The 16,636-nt window shown below is 51.8% G+C and carries 12 protein-coding genes; 10 read left to right on the top strand and 2 right to left on the bottom strand.

Going from position 1 to position 16,636, the window contains the following annotated elements; genetic code table 11:
* Positions 1–12: 12 nt before the first annotated feature.
* Positions 13–771, bottom strand: a complete 759-nt coding sequence (locus ACVA53_RS09310) for a potassium channel family protein (protein ID WP_255043080.1) — start codon at positions 769–771, stop codon at positions 13–15.
* Positions 772–946: 175 nt separating this feature from the next.
* Between ACVA53_RS09310 and ACVA53_RS09305 the strand changes: the two genes are divergently transcribed.
* The 3 genes from ACVA53_RS09305 (at position 947) to hldE (ending at position 7,138) form a co-directional block, all read left to right on the top strand.
* Positions 947–2,548: a methyl-accepting chemotaxis protein gene (locus ACVA53_RS09305; RefSeq protein ID WP_446504943.1), complete on the top strand. Its 1,602-nt coding sequence runs from the start codon at positions 947–949 to the stop codon at positions 2,546–2,548.
* 162 nt (positions 2,549–2,710) lie between these two features.
* Positions 2,711–5,566: a bifunctional [glutamate--ammonia ligase]-adenylyl-L-tyrosine phosphorylase/[glutamate--ammonia-ligase] adenylyltransferase gene (glnE, locus tag ACVA53_RS09300; RefSeq protein ID WP_446504942.1), complete on the top strand. Its 2,856-nt coding sequence runs from the start codon at positions 2,711–2,713 to the stop codon at positions 5,564–5,566.
* A 141-nt stretch (positions 5,567–5,707) separates the two neighbouring features.
* Positions 5,708–7,138: a bifunctional D-glycero-beta-D-manno-heptose-7-phosphate kinase/D-glycero-beta-D-manno-heptose 1-phosphate adenylyltransferase HldE gene (gene hldE, locus ACVA53_RS09295; protein ID WP_255044722.1), complete on the top strand. Its 1,431-nt coding sequence runs from the start codon at positions 5,708–5,710 to the stop codon at positions 7,136–7,138.
* Between the two features lie 89 nt (positions 7,139–7,227).
* On the opposite strand, the gene tolC is transcribed toward hldE, so the two are convergent.
* The gene (gene tolC, locus ACVA53_RS09290) at positions 7,228–8,511 is read right to left on the bottom strand and encodes an outer membrane channel protein TolC (protein ID WP_446504941.1); all 1,284 of its coding nucleotides are present in this window, start codon (positions 8,509–8,511) and stop codon (positions 7,228–7,230) included.
* Between the two features lie 278 nt (positions 8,512–8,789).
* Between tolC and nudF the strand changes: the two genes are divergently transcribed.
* The 7 genes from nudF (at position 8,790) to ACVA53_RS09255 (ending at position 16,623) form a co-directional block, all read left to right on the top strand.
* A complete protein-coding gene (gene nudF, locus ACVA53_RS09285) occupies positions 8,790–9,428 on the top strand; it encodes an ADP-ribose diphosphatase (protein ID WP_255044720.1) in 639 nt (212 codons plus the stop codon).
* Between the two features lie 26 nt (positions 9,429–9,454).
* On the top strand, positions 9,455–9,883 hold the full coding sequence (locus tag ACVA53_RS09280; protein WP_255044719.1) for a DUF1249 family protein: 429 nt from the start codon (positions 9,455–9,457) through the stop codon (positions 9,881–9,883).
* Between the two features lie 30 nt (positions 9,884–9,913).
* On the top strand, positions 9,914–10,738 hold the full coding sequence (cpdA, locus tag ACVA53_RS09275; RefSeq protein ID WP_255044718.1) for a 3',5'-cyclic-AMP phosphodiesterase: 825 nt from the start codon (positions 9,914–9,916) through the stop codon (positions 10,736–10,738).
* On the top strand, positions 10,739–11,317 hold the full coding sequence (gene yqiA, locus ACVA53_RS09270; protein ID WP_255044717.1) for an esterase YqiA: 579 nt from the start codon (positions 10,739–10,741) through the stop codon (positions 11,315–11,317).
* A 154-nt stretch (positions 11,318–11,471) separates the two neighbouring features.
* On the top strand, positions 11,472–13,355 hold the full coding sequence (parE, locus tag ACVA53_RS09265) for a DNA topoisomerase IV subunit B (RefSeq protein WP_255044716.1): 1,884 nt from the start codon (positions 11,472–11,474) through the stop codon (positions 13,353–13,355).
* A gap of 110 nt (positions 13,356–13,465) precedes the next feature.
* Positions 13,466–15,727, top strand: a complete 2,262-nt coding sequence (parC, locus tag ACVA53_RS09260; RefSeq protein ID WP_255044715.1) for a DNA topoisomerase IV subunit A — start codon at positions 13,466–13,468, stop codon at positions 15,725–15,727.
* Positions 15,728–15,900: 173 nt separating this feature from the next.
* Positions 15,901–16,623: a 1-acylglycerol-3-phosphate O-acyltransferase gene (locus ACVA53_RS09255; protein WP_255044714.1), complete on the top strand. Its 723-nt coding sequence runs from the start codon at positions 15,901–15,903 to the stop codon at positions 16,621–16,623.
* Positions 16,624–16,636: the final 13 nt, after the last annotated feature.

The following is a 16,636-nucleotide window of genomic DNA, read 5'->3' as shown; positions in this document are numbered from 1 at the left end:
TTTTTTTATGGGCTACTTCTGATCCAACTTTTTTTCTATCGCCTCCAGACGCTCAATCAGGCGTTGTTGGTTGTCCAGCATGGCTTGCCACTCTTGCTCGTGCCGGGCATCGTCCTTCTCTTTCTTCTGCTCCGGATCCGAAATAATAGAGCTGATCAAGCCTGCCACCATTCCGAATAAGCCGACGCCACAGATAATAATGACAGCCGCCAGTATTTTACCAATCTCGGTTACCGGATAGTGGTCGCCATAGCCTACAGTGGAAATCGTCACGAAAACCCACCATAGGGCATCACTGGCGTCCTTGATATTGGACTCCGGCACATTGCCTTCCAGGATCAGCATCAGGGCTGAGCCGACCGATATCAGTACGGTCAATAGTAAAAAAATACTGGCGACTGTCGCTTCTCGGCGGTTGCTGCGGATTTGGTTGAGGACTTGGTGGCTAGAGCGGATCAAACGGATCACTCGGAAGATTTGTAGCAAACGGGCAAAACGGATTTGCTCGATTATCGGAACGCTAGCGACAAAATCGAGCCAGTGGGTTTTGAGGTAGTGTGATTTGTCTTGGCTGCGGAAAAAGTCAGCCAGTAGCTGACACCAAAATACCAGACAGATAAACGTGTCGATGCCAAGCAGTAGTATGTAGCTGTTACTCTGTTTGGGCAGGAAAATCATGGTGGTCACAATAGTCAGTGATACAAACGACAACGCCAGTGACATCAGGCTCATCGGATTGAGTTCATATTTGACGGAGTCGATCTTTTTCATCATTAAATTTTTTTACTGCGTTGCCGATAGTTAGAATGAGGTATATTGTTTTGTTACTAAAAATAAGTAGATTTCTAGGCACAGATTCCCCGCTTTCCCGTGCATGACTATAGGGCATTTGGATGACGAAGTAACTCTTGCTCTGGGACGTAATAAGAATATATGGAGATACCACATGACCAAAATGGTTTTAAAGCCATGGGAAAAAGGACTGACAAATATTCGCTTGGTTCCCAAGCTGTTATTGCTGATGGTATTCAGTACCATTTTGCTGGTGGGCAAACAGCTTTGGGATGCCAGTACCTTCTATCAGTCGGTAGTGGAAATTCAACAGGACAGGGCGCAAGAGCAAGCGCTGGCAACGGCGGCCGTGATACAGGCTTTACCATCGGATACCAAGCAGGATGTTACTTTGGTGGAAAGCGTGGTTGCCGCCCAAGCGGCGGCGATGAACCGCGAGGCTTATGTTTACCTGGTGGATCGGGGAAGCAATAAAGTCATCGGCCACCCAGACGCGAAGGCATTGTCTGAACTGCTGGGCAATGTTGATAGCCAGGGAAGTCTTAATCGTGCCTTACTGCAACTGTCAGGACAGGCCAGATTGAACTTTTCCGATCAGTCCCGGTTTGAATATGCGGTTGAATTACCGCGTCTTAATTGGGTGGTTGTCGCTTCACAGGCAGCCTCAGAGGCGGATGCTTATTATCAGCACTATTTGGTGCAGGTGGCATGGCAAACCGCATTGATGATCGTTGCTTTTGTTGTGATCTTACTCTGTGGCTCTCATGTCATGCTACGTCAGACCCAATATTTAGCCGAAAGCATCAAACGACTGGCTGCCCGCGATCTGACCCAACCTATTGTCATGGAATGCCGTGATGAATATGGTGATCTGGCCAGAGAGCTTGAGAAAACCCGTCTGCAGCTGTGTGAAGTGATCGCTAACCAGCGTGATGCTGCCGGTGAGTTATCCGGTCTTGCCGAGGTGATGTCAATCAGCATGGTGGAGACCAAGGAGTCGGCGCAGGAAGAGTTCAATGAAATCGACCAGTTGGCGTCGGCAATGAGTGAAATGACCTCGACCGTGCAAACTGTTGCCGAACATGCTCGCGAGGCATCAAGTGCGACTGAAGGGACGTCAGGCCAAGCCGTACAAGGCCAGCAGTTCGTATCACAGACCATTGGCACAATTAACCAGCTGTCACAGGACATCAGCCAATCAGCCAATGCTGTTAACCAAGTGGAAGAGCGGGTAGAGCAGATCGGCAGTGTGATTGTCACTATCCAGAGCATTTCTGAGCAAACCAACTTGCTGGCGCTCAATGCGGCTATCGAAGCTGCCCGTGCTGGCGACGCCGGGCGGGGATTTGCCGTGGTCGCAGATGAAGTCCGTAATCTTGCCCAGCGCACTCAGACGGCAACCGTTGAGATCCAGGAGATGATTTCCCAGCTGCAATCCAGTGCCCAGCAGGCTGTTGGCTTGATGGAGCAAAGTGTTGTTGAAGCCGCCGAGGGGGTTGATCTGGTGACCAGTGCCGGTGGAGAGCTGGATAAGATCGTTGAGCAGGTCAGCCTGATCAATGACATGAACTTCCAGATTGCCTCGGCTGCCGAGCAGCAGAGCGCCGTGGCCGATGAGATGAACCAGAATCTGACCAATGTCCGTGAGCTGGTAGAGGCATCGGTCGTGGTGGTCACTGAGCTGTCGGAAACATCGGATGCCATGCAGGATCATGCCTCTGAGCTGGAAAAGAAAATCCGGGCCTTTCACATGTAGATTAATGGCTTAGTTACGTGCTGGTTTTCAGCCAAATCAACGCCCGCCTATGGTGGGCGTTGTGCTATCGTAAGGACAGTTAATATCCAGCTTGGCAGTAAGGCTTTGTTCGCTGTCATTTGCTGGTCAGATAAGACGACAGGTATTTGAAAAGGAACCCCTATGACTGTGCAGGATCACTTCCAAACGGCGATGGAAAAGGCGTGGGACAAGGTAAATAGTGCCCAGCCTGATGCAATAGCAGACTGGCCGAAGAGTAAGCTCGATGAGCTTAAGCAAGTCTTGGCTTACAGTGACTTTGTTACCGCCTCGGTTGTTCGCGATGCCACCTTGTTACCTTGGCTGGCTCAGCACTTGGATGATCTAGCTCGGGCAGAAGATTACCGGAGCGATCTTGCTCAACAGTTGGCAACGGTGAGTGATGAAGCGGGCATGATGCGGGTTTTGCGTCAGTTCCGTCACCGCGAAATGGTCTGGATAGCATGGTGTGACTTCATTGGCCGCAATAGCTTGGATCTGAGCCTTAGCCATTTATCGATGTTGGCAGAGGCGATGATCATGGAAACTTACAACTGGCTTTACGCCCAGTGTTGTCGTGACTGGGGTACACCGATGAACAGTAGTGGCGAAGCGCAGCCGATGCTGATCCTCGGGATGGGTAAGCTCGGAGGCGGTGAACTGAACTTTTCGTCCGATATCGATTTGATCTTCACCTACCCGGAAAATGGTGAGACCCAGGGGGGACGACGAAGTCTAGCCAACGCTCAGTTCTTTACCCGCTTGGGACAGCGCTTGATCAAGGCGCTCGACCAACAAACGTATGATGGTTTCTGTTATCGGGTCGATATGCGGTTGCGTCCTTTTGGTGACAGTGGCCCCTTGGTGATGAGCTATGCGGCACTGGAAGATTACTACCAGGAGCAGGGCCGTGACTGGGAGCGCTATGCCATGATCAAGGCCCGGGTGATGGGCAAAGAAAGTTTTTCTCAGTATCAGGAGCTGCGTCAGATGTTGCGGCCATTTGTGTTCCGCCGCTATATCGACTTCAGTGCTATTCAGTCACTGCGACGTATGAAGGCGATGATCAGCAGTGAGGTTCGTCGTCGAGGCTTGACCAACAATATCAAGCTTGGACCGGGTGGGATCCGCGAAGTGGAGTTTATTGCCCAGTCGTTTCAGTTGATCCGTGGAGGCCGAACACCGGAGTTGCGTGGTCGTGGCTTGCGCGAAACTCTTCAGGCGATCAGAACGCAGGGTCTACTGCCTGAGAAGCAGGTTGATGATTTGGATCAGGGCTATGCTTTTTTGCGCCGACTAGAAAACTTGCTGCAGGCAATCGACGATATGCAGACCCAGACCTTACCGGACAAGCCGTTGGATCAATATCGGTTGGCTTTAGCGATGGGGTTTGAGGATTGGTTCGGGCTGGAGCAGGCTGTGAGCCAGCGTATGGCTGCAATCCATGAGGTGTTCGATGACATTATCGGTGCCGATGAGGAAGAGCAACAAAGCGAGGCTACAGCCCATTTTCATGAAATGTGGGCAATGATCAAAGACGCCGACGTCGTGACTGCGATCCTTGGCGAGCTCAATGCGTCTGAGGCTGACAGGCAGTTTGCTATTTTGAGCAATATGAAATCTGAGCTCTCCAAGCGCACCCTCGGGCCCAGGGGACGCGAGGTCCTGGCCAAATTAATGCCGACGGTTTTGATGTTGATTGTCACCCGCGAAGACGCCCCAGCTGTGCTCGAGCGGGTGTGTAAGCTGATAGTCCGAATAGCAACCCGAACGACTTACCTCGAACTGCTCAGTGAGCACCCTGCGGCCCTTGAGCAGTTGGTGCGCTTGTGTGCCGCCAGCCCGATGGTAGCTACCCAGCTGGCCCAGTATCCTATCTTGCTCGATGAGTTACTTGATCCCCAGCATCTGTATAACCCGACGCCGTTGGAGAATTATGGTGATGAGTTGCGTGAGTTCCTTGCCCGGATCCCGGAAGAGGATATGGAGCAGCAGATGGAGGCGATCCGCCAGTTCAAGCAGACCCAACTGCTGCGCATTGCGGCCGCGGATATTGCCGGGGCGTTGCCGCTGATGAAGGTGAGCGATCATCTTACCTACCTATCCGAGGCGATTGTCGCGGCCGTGGTTAATCAGGCTTGGTTGCAAATGGCAGAAAAATACGGCGAGCCGACCCATCTGCTCGAGAGAAGCGGACGCGGGTTTGCGGTATTGGGCTATGGCAAGGTTGGTGGCTGGGAGCTGGGTTATGGCTCGGATTTGGATCTGGTGTTTTTGCATGACTGTCCGGATAACGTCTATACCAATGGTCGCAAAGAAATCGATGGCCGTCAGTTTTATCTGCGCTTGACTCAGCGGATTGTTCATCTGTTCTCTACCCGCACGGCTTCGGGCGTACTGTATGAAGTCGATGTCCGCCTGCGCCCATCTGGTGCATCAGGTTTATTGGTGAGCACGATGGAAGCGTTTGCTGACTATCAGCAGGAAGAAGCATGGACCTGGGAGCACCAGGCCTTAGTTAGGGCCAGAATGATTTATGGTGATACGCCGCTTCAACAGGCATTTGCTGCGGTGAGGCAAGCGATTTTGATGTCTCCTCGTGAGGCCGCTCCATTGCGTAAGGAAGTGGTCGCAATGCGCCATAAGATGCGAGAACATCTAGGTAGCAAAAAGGCGGGTATGTTCGGCCTTAAACAGGATAAAGGTGGGATCACCGACATCGAGTTTCTGGCCCAGTATTTGGTGCTATTGCATGCGGCAGAGGAAAAGGCCTTGATCCGTTGGTCTGATAATGTTCGTTTGTTCGAGACCATGGCGGACTATGAAATATTGGCGCCGGAGCAAGCTATGCAGCTCAAGCACGCTTACTGTGTGATGCGCGATGAAATTCATCGTTTGAGTCTGCTTGGCTTACCTGCCTACGTGGAAGATGGCAGGTTTTTGGCTGAACGCCAAGCGGTGCAGCAGATCTGGCAGGCATTACTGGAGCCAGGTGCTTAATTGATATTTCGCAAAAATAAGTAGGAGCGGGGCATCGCCTCGCTCTTTGTGATTGAATTACCGTTGAAATCCCCTGAGCAGATGCATGCTAATTTGGCTTTGTGTTAATATTTGGGGGTTAACACAATCCCGGAGAAAAAAATGAAACTGACTCTTCCTGATTATGATCAAGCAGGCGTGCTGGTCGTGGGTGATGTCATGCTGGATCGCTACTGGTATGGGCCGACAGGCCGCATTTCCCCTGAAGCCCCCGTTCCTGTAGTGAAAGTTGATCAGGTTGAGGAGCGTCCGGGTGGCGCCGCGAACGTGGCGATGAATATTGCAGCACTGGGCGGTCACGCCCGGTTGGTCGGCTTGACGGGTATTGATGAGCCAGCCCGTGCGCTGTCTGAAAAACTGTCGTCACTGGATGTGCGTTGTGATTTCGTGACGTTGCCTGATTATCCGACCATCACCAAGCTGCGCGTCATGAGCCGCGGCCAGCAGATGATCCGTCTGGACTTCGAAGAAGGTTTCCACAACGTGCCGGCGGATATGATTTTGCCGCGTATGGAGCAAGCCCTGTCTTCAAGCAAGGTTGTGGTACTGTCTGATTATGCCAAGGGCGCCCTTGAGCATGTGCAGGCAATGATCCAACTGGCACGCAAGTCCGGTATTTCGGTGATGGTTGACCCGAAAGGGGCTGACTTTGAACGCTACCGTGGCGCAACCCTACTGACTCCTAATCTGTCCGAGTTTGAAACGGTGGCGGGTAAAACCCAGTCGGAACAAGACTTGGTCGAAAAAGGCCTAGCACTGATTGAACGCTATGAGTTCGATGCATTGTTGGTGACACGCAGTGAGCATGGCATGACGTTGCTGCAAAAAGGCCAAGAGCCGCTACACATGCCAACGCAGGCCAAAGAAGTGTATGACGTGACTGGTGCCGGTGATACGGTTATTTCGGTACTGGCAGCATCGCTGGCTGCGGGTAAGTCGCTGTCGGATTCATGCAAGCTGGCCAATGCCGCTGCAGGTGTTGTGGTTGGCAAGCTGGGGACCTCGACCCTATCGACCATTGAACTGACCGAAGCGATCCATGGTAGCCAGGACAGCGGGTTTGGTGTGATCAGCGAAGCCCAGCTCAAGCAGGCGGTGAAAACAGCCCGTGCGCGTGGCGAGAAAGTGGTGATGACCAATGGTTGTTTCGATATTTTGCACGCCGGTCATGTGGCGTACTTGAATGAGGCAGCGAAATTGGGTGACCGCCTGATTGTGGCCGTGAATTCTGACAGCTCGGTACAGGCACTCAAAGGTCCAGGCCGTCCGGTTAACCCGGAAGATCGTCGTATGGCGGTATTGGCGGGCTTGGGCGCGGTTGACTGGGTGGTACCATTTAGTGAAGAAACCCCACAGCGTTTGATCAGTGAAATTTTGCCAACCCTGCTGGTGAAAGGGGGCGATTACAAGCCGGAAGAGATTGCCGGTGGTCAAGAAGTGATTGCGGCTGGTGGCCAAGTACTGGTGTTGAACTTCGAAGACGGTTGCTCGACAACTGAAATTATCGAAGCCATCAAAGGAGGCCGAGGCTAGTCGCCTTAAGGCTTTATCAAGGCAATAAAAAAGCGCCATCATTGTTGATAGCGCTTTTTTTATGACATATGTCTGATGCTAGGCTGCGATTATTTCGCTTTCACTAGGCCGGCGTTTACGTCCACGACATCCTGTTCGGTCAGTGAGCCCACAGCTTGCTTTAGCTGAAGCTGGCTGATGATGTAATCATAGCGAGCATTGGCTAACTGGCGATTTGCATCATATAGGCGGCGGGTTGCGTCCAGTACATCAACAATCGTACGGGTACCGACATCGAAACCGGCTTCGGTCGCTTCAAGTGCTGACTGAGCAGACACAACTGACTGCTGGTAAGCGCGAAGAGCACCGATTGAGGCATTGATGTTGTTGTAGAAGGCGCGAACGTCTCGAACAACACTGCGGTAAGAACCTTCCAGATCTTCACTGGCAGCGACATAACTGAACTGGGCCTGCTTCACTTCAGAGGTCACGCGGCCACCGGTGTAGACAGGTAGCGCCAAGTTGATACCGGCTGTCAGCGTACCGTCATCTGTTCCTGAAACTTTGTCATCGTAGCTATAGCCAGCATTGAAAGACAGAGTTGGCAAATGGCCAGATTCTGCCAGGGTGATTTCATCACGGGCGATATCTTGTGAAATGCGAGAGGTCAACAGGCTAAGGTTTTCTGTCTCGGCATCTTTAAGCAGGCTTTCCACGTGAGACTTTGGTGCACTGGCACTAAAGCGACGGGTGTCCAGAATGCTCAGATTAGTGTGCTCTTGACCGGTGATCTCACGTAGGCCTTCGTAGCTGTTAGTCAGGGCATTTTCTGCCAATATCTCATCAGCCAGTACGCTATCGTACTGAGCTTGGGCATCGTGTACATCGGTAATAGCCGATAGGCCGACTTCGAAACGTTGTTTGGTTTGCTCTAGCTGGCGGCCAACAGCGGCTTTCTCCGCACGGACGAATTCTAGATCGTCCATTGCGCGAAGCACGGCAAAGTAGGCGTCAGAGACACGCAGGATCAAGCCTTGCTGAGAGGTTGCGTAAAATGCATCGCTCTGGCGGGCAACCTTCTCGCTGATATCTAGGTTTATCCAGCTGGCGCGGTTGTAGACCGACTGGTCTAGGGATAGACCGCCGTTGAAACCGTCCGCATCGCCATCCATACGGGAGACGTTATAGCCAGCTGTTAGGTTGATTTGTGGTAGCAGTGCGCTTCGGGTTGAGTTAATCGCTTCGAACGCAGTATCTTTATCGGCAGCCGCACGTAGCAGCTGAGGGTCATTTTGTTTTGCTTGTTGGTAGATTTCGGCGAGATCATCAGCCAGTGCAGTATGGCTAAGACCGCCAAGCGCAAAGCTAACAATAAGCGGAAGCAATTTTTTCATGTATGCCTATCCTGGTCCTGACAAAAATAAGAGCAAGGCTCCAGTTTAACCTATGTTTCCTTGCGAGAAACTGATCTTTGAACAATTTACTTTATTTTACGATATTTTACTGGATTAATTGTGATTCTAATCGGTTCATAGGCAAAAATGACTTAAAAAAAATCATAATTATTGTCATAAATGTTGAATTAAATCATTGCCGTTCTTTGGCGGGGATGGAATCATATACGTTTTCGTCGGCCGGAAGCCGTATTCGCAAGGGCCAGAGGGACAAAAACATGGCAAAAACAACAAATAAGAACAGTGGCCCAGCACAGTTTTCTGCCAGTGATGTCGATGTCATCGCCCAGGAGTCATTGTTCAAAGGTTTTTTCAGCATGGTGAAGTACCGTTTTCGCCATCGCTTATTTGCCGGCGGCTGGAGTGAGCCGATGGACCGTGAATTGTTCGAGCGCGGCCATGCTGCTGCCATGTTGCCGTATGATCCCGCGACCGATCAGGTGGTGTTGGTTGAGCAATTCCGAGTCGGCGCGTTGGCTGCCGAGGGCTGTTCTCCTTGGCAGCTGGAAATTGTGGCTGGTATTATTGAACCCGGCGAGCAACCCACAGAGGTCGTGCGCCGAGAAGCTGTAGAAGAAGCCGGTCTTGATGTTGGACCGTTGCATAAAATTACCCGTTATCTGTCAAGCTCCGGCGGTTGTTCCGAAACGTTGGATATCTTCGTTGGTGAGGTCGACAGTACCCTTGCCGGCGGTATTCACGGCCTGGCAGAGGAGGGTGAAGACATCAAAGTGCACGTGGTCTCTCGAGAAGATGCCTACCGTTGGGTAGAATCTGGTAAAATTGAGAATGCAGCCTCGATCATTGCCCTGCAATGGTTGCAATTGAACTACACTCGATTGCAAGCTGCTCCTTAGACGACCAAGACCACTGAGGATACCGATTGAATAGAAGGTACACTGTTGATTTTGCTGGTATCATGCGACTCTACGAAACCAACTATGCGAAGTTGCTCCCATTGCTGCCAAAAAGCGATCAGGTTGGCGACCATTGCATTTATTGTGTTTCGGAACAGGAATATCATCTGACCATTATTGAGTCGACCCGCTACACCACGGTAGTTGAGCTGCTGCTAGAAGCAGAAAAATCGCTGCCGGATTACCTGATCCCGAAAATGACGATCAGGTTATACCACGATGCCAGGGTCGCAGAAGTGTGTTCAGCTCAGCAGACTTCACGTCTGAAGCCAAGGTATGATTACCCCAATATGCGGATGCATCAGAAAGATGAGAAGCATCAGGTTAACCGTTTTTTGGGAGACTGGTTGGCATACTGCCTAAGAAATGGGATCAGCAAACAGTCGGTTTGTTAACAGAATCAGATAGACAAGGTTTTTGACGTTTTGCAGACTTTTACTCTGCCACAGACGAACCGCGATAGTGTGGTTCTCCTGCAAATTACCGATACCCACCTTTTTGCCGACGATGGCGGCAGTTTGTTGGGTGTCGCGACGAAAGACAGCTTTCATGCCGTTTTGGACGCGGTAGATGCTGCTGCGCGTCCTTTTGATGCCATAGTGGCGACGGGCGATATTTCACAAGATCATACGGAACATTCCTACCAGCGCTTTTGCGATGGTATTGCTCGTTGGTCGCAGCCATGTTTCTGGTTGCCGGGTAATCATGACTACCAGCCGAGCATGCAAGCCGTTTTGCCTTCAGCGCAAATCAAGTCTTGCCATCAAGTGTTGGCTGGTGAGTATTGGCAGGTGATCCTGCTTGACAGTCAGGTCAAGGGGGTCCCCCATGGTGAGCTGAGCCAAGCTCAGCTTGAGATGCTGGAGCAGGCATTATCAGCCCAGCCAGATCGCCATGCGCTGGTCCTGTTGCACCATCACCCACTACCAGCCGGAAGTTCTTGGCTGGATCAGCACCAACTGCATGACAGTGAACCGTTCTGGCAGGTGATTGGGCGCTATCCGCAGGTGAAGGCAATTTTGTGTGGCCATATTCACCAAGAACTGGATCGGATTCAGCAAGGGGTAAGGGTGCTCGCGACACCATCTACTTGCATACAGTTTCAGCCTGACTCCCATGACTTTGCCTTGGACCAGAAAAGCCCAGGTTGGCGCTACCTTGTTTTGCATAGCAATGGGCAGCTCGACACCCAAGTCTGTCGTCTGGAAGGCCATGACTTTACACCAAACTTTGAATCTGCAGGTTACTAGATGAAGCCGCTGCTACTGTATATCCATGGCTTTAATAGCTCTCCGAAATCTCTCAAGGCAACCCTGATGGCGGAATACTGCCAGCGTGAGCGACCGGATATTCGAGTCGAGATCCCGCAAATGCCTTGCTATCCTTTGGAGGCGGCGACGTTTATTGATGAGCTGGTGCAATCATTGCGTCATGAATACCAGATAGCGTTGGTTGGCAGTTCGCTGGGAGGCTACATCTCTACATGGCTCAATGACCGTTATCAGTTACCTGCAGTCTTGGTTAACCCCGCGGTTAAGCCCTATGAGCTGCTGCAGGACTATTTGGGTGAGCAAGAAAACCCTTACACCGGTGAACGTTATTTCCTTGAGCCCAAACATATGGATGAACTGCGCCAGATGAATGTGGCCCAACCTAGCCGTCCCGAGCAGCTGTGGCTGCTGCAACAAGAAGGTGACGAAGTACTGGATTACCGCCAGGCTGTCGAGAGATACTCGTCCTGCCGGCAAACCGTTGAGCCCGAAGGGGATCATAGTTTTGTCGGATTTGATCGTTATCCTGAAAAAATCATTCAATTCTTGGGATTGTAATACCTTCCGAGCACTTGTTGCTTGAGAGGTATTTGTCCCGACTTGGATCAAATTCGACTCACATTTGTGGGCCCCATTTTCGACCCCAGCTTGACAACCGAGCTGGGGTTACTGACTATTGTGGCCAAAAATTATTCCGTAACTTTCCGTAATTATGACAGATCAAAGCTATAACGCTGGAGCCATAGAGGTTCTAAATGGCCTTGAGCCAGTACGCCGCCGTCCGGGGATGTATACCGACACGGTACGGCCAAACCACCTTGGCCAGGAAGTCATCGATAACAGTGTCGATGAAGCCTTGGCTGGCCATGCCCGCAAGGTAGAGGTCATTCTTCATGCGGATCAGTCGCTGGAAGTGATTGATGACGGACGGGGGATGCCAGTAGATATCCACCCTGAGGAAGGGGTTTCTGGGGTCGAGCTGATCCTATGCAAGCTTCACGCCGGTGGTAAATTCTCAGGCAAAAACTACCAGTTCTCTGGTGGTTTGCACGGGGTTGGGATCTCGGTAGTCAACGCCCTGTCTAACCGGGTAGAAGTCACGGTGAAACGTGACGGCCAGCTCTACCAGATCGCGTTTGAAAACGGTGATAAGGTCAGTGAACTGGAAGTGATTGGAACTTGCGGTCGCCGTGCCAAAGGAACCAGTGTCCATTTCTGGCCAAATCCTAAGTATTTTGACAGCCCGAAGTTCTCTGTCTCTCGCCTGAAAAGCAACCTCAAGGCCAAAGCGGTGCTTTGCCCGGGACTGGAAATTGTCTTTACCGACAAAACCAATGATGAAACCATCCGTTGGTGTTACGAAGACGGATTGAAGGACTACTTGGCTGAAGGTGTCAAGGGTTATACCCTGCTGCCGGAAGAGCCGTTTACCGGTGTCTTCAGCGGCCAGACTGAAGCGGCTGATTGGGCGTTGCTATGGCTGCCGGAAGGCGGTGAGTTGATCACCGAAAGTTACGTTAACCTTATTCCAACGGCTCAAGGTGGTACCCATGTTAACGGCCTGCGTCAGGGGCTGCTTGATGCCATGCGTGAATTCTGTGAGTTCCGCAACTTGTTGCCTCGTGGCGTGAAGTTGACAGCAGATGACATTTGGGACCGCTGTGCCTATGTGTTGTCGGTGAAAATGCAGGATCCACAATTTGCCGGCCAGACTAAAGAGCGCTTATCATCGCGCCAGTGTGCGGCATTTGTCTCTGGTGTGGTAAAAGATGCCTTCAGCCTGTGGTTGAACGAGCGTCCGCAACTTGCCGAGCAGTTGGCAGAGGTGTGTATTGCCAATGCCCATCGCCGGATGCGCGCCAGCAAGAAGGTGGTACGTAAGAAGGTCGCTTCTGGTCCAGCATTGCCGGGTAAGCTGGCAGACTGTTCGCAGCAGGATTTGTCCCGAACTGAACTGTTCTTGGTCGAGGGTGACTCGGCAGGCGGCTCGGCCAAGCAGGCCCGTGACCGTGTATTCCAGGCTATTATGCCGCTGCGCGGTAAGATTTTGAACACCTGGGAAGTCTCTGCCGATCAGGTGCTGGCCTCGCAGGAAGTGCATGATATTTCTGTGGCATTGGGTATCGACCCGGACAGTGATGATCTTAGTGGCTTGCGCTACGGTAAGATTTGCGTTCTTGCTGATGCCGACTCGGATGGTTTGCACATTGCAACCTTGCTGTGCGCTCTGTTTGTCCGTCACTTCGAGTCTCTGGTTCGTGCTGGCCATGTGTATATCGCCATGCCGCCACTGTACCGGATTGATCTTGGCAAGGAAGTGTATTACGCCTTGGATGACGCCGAGAAAGACGGGATCCTCGATCGCCTTAGCAACAAGCGTGGTAAGGTCAACGTCCAGCGCTTTAAAGGACTGGGTGAGATGAATCCGCTTCAGCTGCGCGAAACCACCATGGATCCGAATACTCGTCGCCTGGTTCAGCTGACTATCGATGATGATGAGCAGACCAACGAGATGATGGATATGTTGCTGGGTAAGAAGCGTGCGGAAGACCGCCGCCACTGGCTGCAGAGCAAAGGCGATATGGCCGAAGTGTGATTGACCGGGCCTGCCAGTACTGTCTTGTATAGTGGCGGGCCTTGCCTGATGATTTGATAGCCCGAGGATGCAATGCGCCCGGACTAGAAATATAAACGGAATACCCAACGATGACTGATGTCTCAATGGATGGCGTAGAACAGCTTCCGCTACGGAAGTTTACCGAAGATGCCTACCTCAATTACTCCATGTACGTGATCATGGATCGTGCCTTGCCGTTCATCGGTGATGGCCTCAAGCCTGTTCAGCGCCGCATTATCTATGCGATGTCCGAGCTGGGCTTATCGGCAACCGCGAAATATAAGAAGTCGGCACGTACTGTCGGTGATGTACTGGGTAAGTACCACCCGCACGGTGACTCGGCATGTTATGAAGCCATGGTCTTGATGGCGCAGCCTTTCTCCTACCGCTACCCGCTGGTGGACGGCCAGGGTAACTGGGGTGCTCCGGACGATCCGAAATCCTTCGCCGCGATGCGTTATACCGAATCTCGCCTGTCGCGCTTTTCTGAAGTCTTGCTTGCTGAGCTGGGCCAAGGCACGGTTGACTGGGGCTTGAACTTTGACGGCACGATGAAAGAGCCGAAGATGCTGCCTGCCCGCCTGCCGCATATCTTGCTCAATGGCGTAACCGGTATTGCCGTGGGGATGGCAACGGATATCCCGCCGCACAATACCCGTGAGGTGGCCAATGCCGCTGTACACCTGATTGAGAATCCGAAAGCGGAACTTGACGAGGTCATGGAGTTTGTCCAAGGGCCGGATTACCCAACTGAAGCCGAAATCATCACCTCGAAAACCGATCTTAAAAAGGTCTACCGCACTGGCCGCGGTAGTATCAGAATGCGTGCGGTATGGCACAAGGAAAGCGGAGATATCGTGATCACCGCTTTGCCACACCAAGTGTCGGGCTCGAAGCTATTGGAGCAGATCGCCAGCCAGATGCGCGCCAAGAAACTGCCGATGGTTGAAGACTTGCGTGATGAGTCGGATCATGAAAACCCGACCCGTATTGTGATTGTGCCACGTTCAAATCGGGTCGATAGCGAGCAGTTGATGAACCACCTGTTTGCCTCTACCGATTTGGAAAAGAGTTTCCGTGTTAACCTCAACATGCTAGGCCTTGATGGTCGTCCGCAGGTTAAGGGGCTGGTGCAGATCGTTTCTGAGTGGATCGAATTCCGCCGTACCACGGTGCGCCGTCGCTTGCAGCATCGTTTGGACAAGGTGAATGCCCGTTTACATATCCTTGAGGGTTTGTTGGCGGCTTACCTTAATATTGATGAGGTTATTGAAATCATCCGTACCGAGGATGATCCGAAAGCCGAGTTGATGTCTCGTTTCGACCTGTCAGCCATCCAAGCTGATGCGATCTTAGAAATCAAGCTTCGCCAGTTGGCCAAACTGGAAGAAATTAAGATCCGTGGTGAACAGGATGAGCTATCGAAAGAGCGTGATCACCTTGAGAAGCTACTGGGCTCAGAGCGTCGTTTAAACACCTTGATCAAAAAAGAAATCTTGGCCGATGCCGAGAAGTATGGCGATGACCGCCGCTCGCCATTGGTTGAGCGAGAAGAAGCTAAGGCGCTGACCGAGCGTGAGCTGATCCCGTCTGAAGCTATCACGGTTGTGTTGTCTGAAAAAGGTTGGGTTCGCCATGCCAAGGGGCATGAGGTTGACCCTACTTCCTTAAGCTACAAATCGGGAGATGGCTATCTCGCCCATACCCGTGGCAAGAGCAATCAACCTGCCGTTTTCCTTGGGTCGGATGGTCGCAGCTATGCGCTTGAGTCCCATAGCCTACCATCAGCCCGTAGCCAAGGTGAACCGGTCACTGGTCGTTTGAACCTGACACCGGGGAGCCATATCCGTCAGGTCATGATGTCTGATGATGATCAGCTATGGTTGATGGGGTCGGATGCAGGATACGGCTTCATCTGTAAATGCAGTGACATGGTGTCGAAGAACAAGAACGGTAAAGCGTTGCTGACGGTTCCTGAAAATGCCGAGGTGGTACCGCCGCAGTGTATTGCGGACTTGGACAATGACGAGATCCTCGCCATTACCAACGAAGGCCGGATGCTGTTGTTCCCGATCAAAGAGTTGCCTCAGCTGGGCAAGGGGAAAGGCAATAAGATCATCAATATTCCAGCGGCCCGCTCGAAGTCGCGGGAAGAGTTTTTGTCACAATTAGTTGTGCTACCGAAAGGCAGTCACCTGACACTATATGCTGGCAAGCGCAAGCTGGGGCTCAAGCCTGCTGATCTGGATAACTTCCGTGGTGAGCGCGGCCGACGGGGTAGCATGTTGCCACGTGGCCTGCAGCGTGTGACTCGCTTTGAAATAGATTCACCGCAAACATCGGAAGAATAAGTTAGGTGGATGAGCCATGATTCAAGCCCTCCAGACGGAGGGCTTTTTGTTGGGCCTTTTCCAGTAGTTCGGAGCAGAAAGAGGTAGGATGTGGTCTAATTTCTGAACATAAAAGGTGTTTTTTCCCGCAGCCTAAGTATACTAGCGAACGCTTGTACGCTGAGGAGAGTCTGATGTTATTTGTATTGCGCATGATTGCTGTAGTAGTGTTTACTGTTGTCATGTTTGTATTCGGTTGTGGCTATTGTCTGCTAAGCCCGCGTAACCCTAAGAATGTTTATATTGTCGGTCGCCATTTCTGCAAGATGGCCCGTATCTTCGGTATTAAGCTGGAATTTCGTTACCCTGATGGCGAGCAGCCCGTTCCAAGCGTATATTTAGCGAATCACCAGAACAATTATGATTTGTTTACCGTCTCTGGTGCTATCCAACCAAGAACCGTGACCGTGGGTAAGAAAAGCATCTCGTGGATGCCTTTCTTTGGTCAGCTTTATTGGTTAACCGGTAATATCCTCATTGACCGAGCTAACCGCAGTAAGGCTGTCGGTACAATCGGCCAGGTGGTTGAGCAAATTAAACAGCGCAATGTCTCTATTTGGATGTTCCCTGAAGGTACCCGCTCGCGTGGTCGTGGTTTACTGCCGTTCAAAACTGGCGCCTTCCATGCCGCGATCTCTGCTGGTGTGCCAGTTGTGCCGATTGTGTGTAGTAGCACGGAAAATGTTAAGCTGAACAAATGGGACAACGGTGTGGTGATCGTTGAGATGCTACCACCCGTACCGGTAGACGGTATGACAAAAGAAGATGTCCGAGCACTATCGAACCAGTGTCGCGATATGATGGCGGCTAAACTGGATGAGCTAAATGCTGAGGCGACGCGCCGCTCGACAAAGTAATCGATTAGGCTGT

The sequence above is a fragment of the Photobacterium sp. DNB23_23_1 genome (assembly GCF_052873815.1).
Note: the sequence above shows the minus strand (reverse complement) of the source record. Positions and strands in the feature narration are given on the sequence as shown.

What these genes read in the sequence shown, in the direction of transcription:
- ACVA53_RS09310 (WP_255043080.1), bottom strand. Translation starts at nt 771, where the DNA reads ATGAAAAAGATCGACTCCGTCAAATATGAACTCAATCCGATGAGCCTG.
- ACVA53_RS09305 (WP_446504943.1), top strand. Translation starts at nt 947, where the DNA reads ATGACCAAAATGGTTTTAAAGCCATGGGAAAAAGGACTGACAAATATT.
- glnE (WP_446504942.1), top strand. Translation starts at nt 2,711, where the DNA reads ATGACTGTGCAGGATCACTTCCAAACGGCGATGGAAAAGGCGTGGGAC.
- hldE (WP_255044722.1), top strand. Translation starts at nt 5,708, where the DNA reads ATGAAACTGACTCTTCCTGATTATGATCAAGCAGGCGTGCTGGTCGTG.
- tolC (WP_446504941.1), bottom strand. Translation starts at nt 8,511, where the DNA reads ATGAAAAAATTGCTTCCGCTTATTGTTAGCTTTGCGCTTGGCGGTCTT.
- nudF (WP_255044720.1), top strand. Translation starts at nt 8,790, where the DNA reads ATGGCAAAAACAACAAATAAGAACAGTGGCCCAGCACAGTTTTCTGCC.
- yqiA (WP_255044717.1), top strand. Translation starts at nt 10,739, where the DNA reads ATGAAGCCGCTGCTACTGTATATCCATGGCTTTAATAGCTCTCCGAAA.
- parE (WP_255044716.1), top strand. Translation starts at nt 11,472, where the DNA reads ATGACAGATCAAAGCTATAACGCTGGAGCCATAGAGGTTCTAAATGGC.
- parC (WP_255044715.1), top strand. Translation starts at nt 13,466, where the DNA reads ATGACTGATGTCTCAATGGATGGCGTAGAACAGCTTCCGCTACGGAAG.
- ACVA53_RS09255 (WP_255044714.1), top strand. Translation starts at nt 15,901, where the DNA reads ATGTTATTTGTATTGCGCATGATTGCTGTAGTAGTGTTTACTGTTGTC.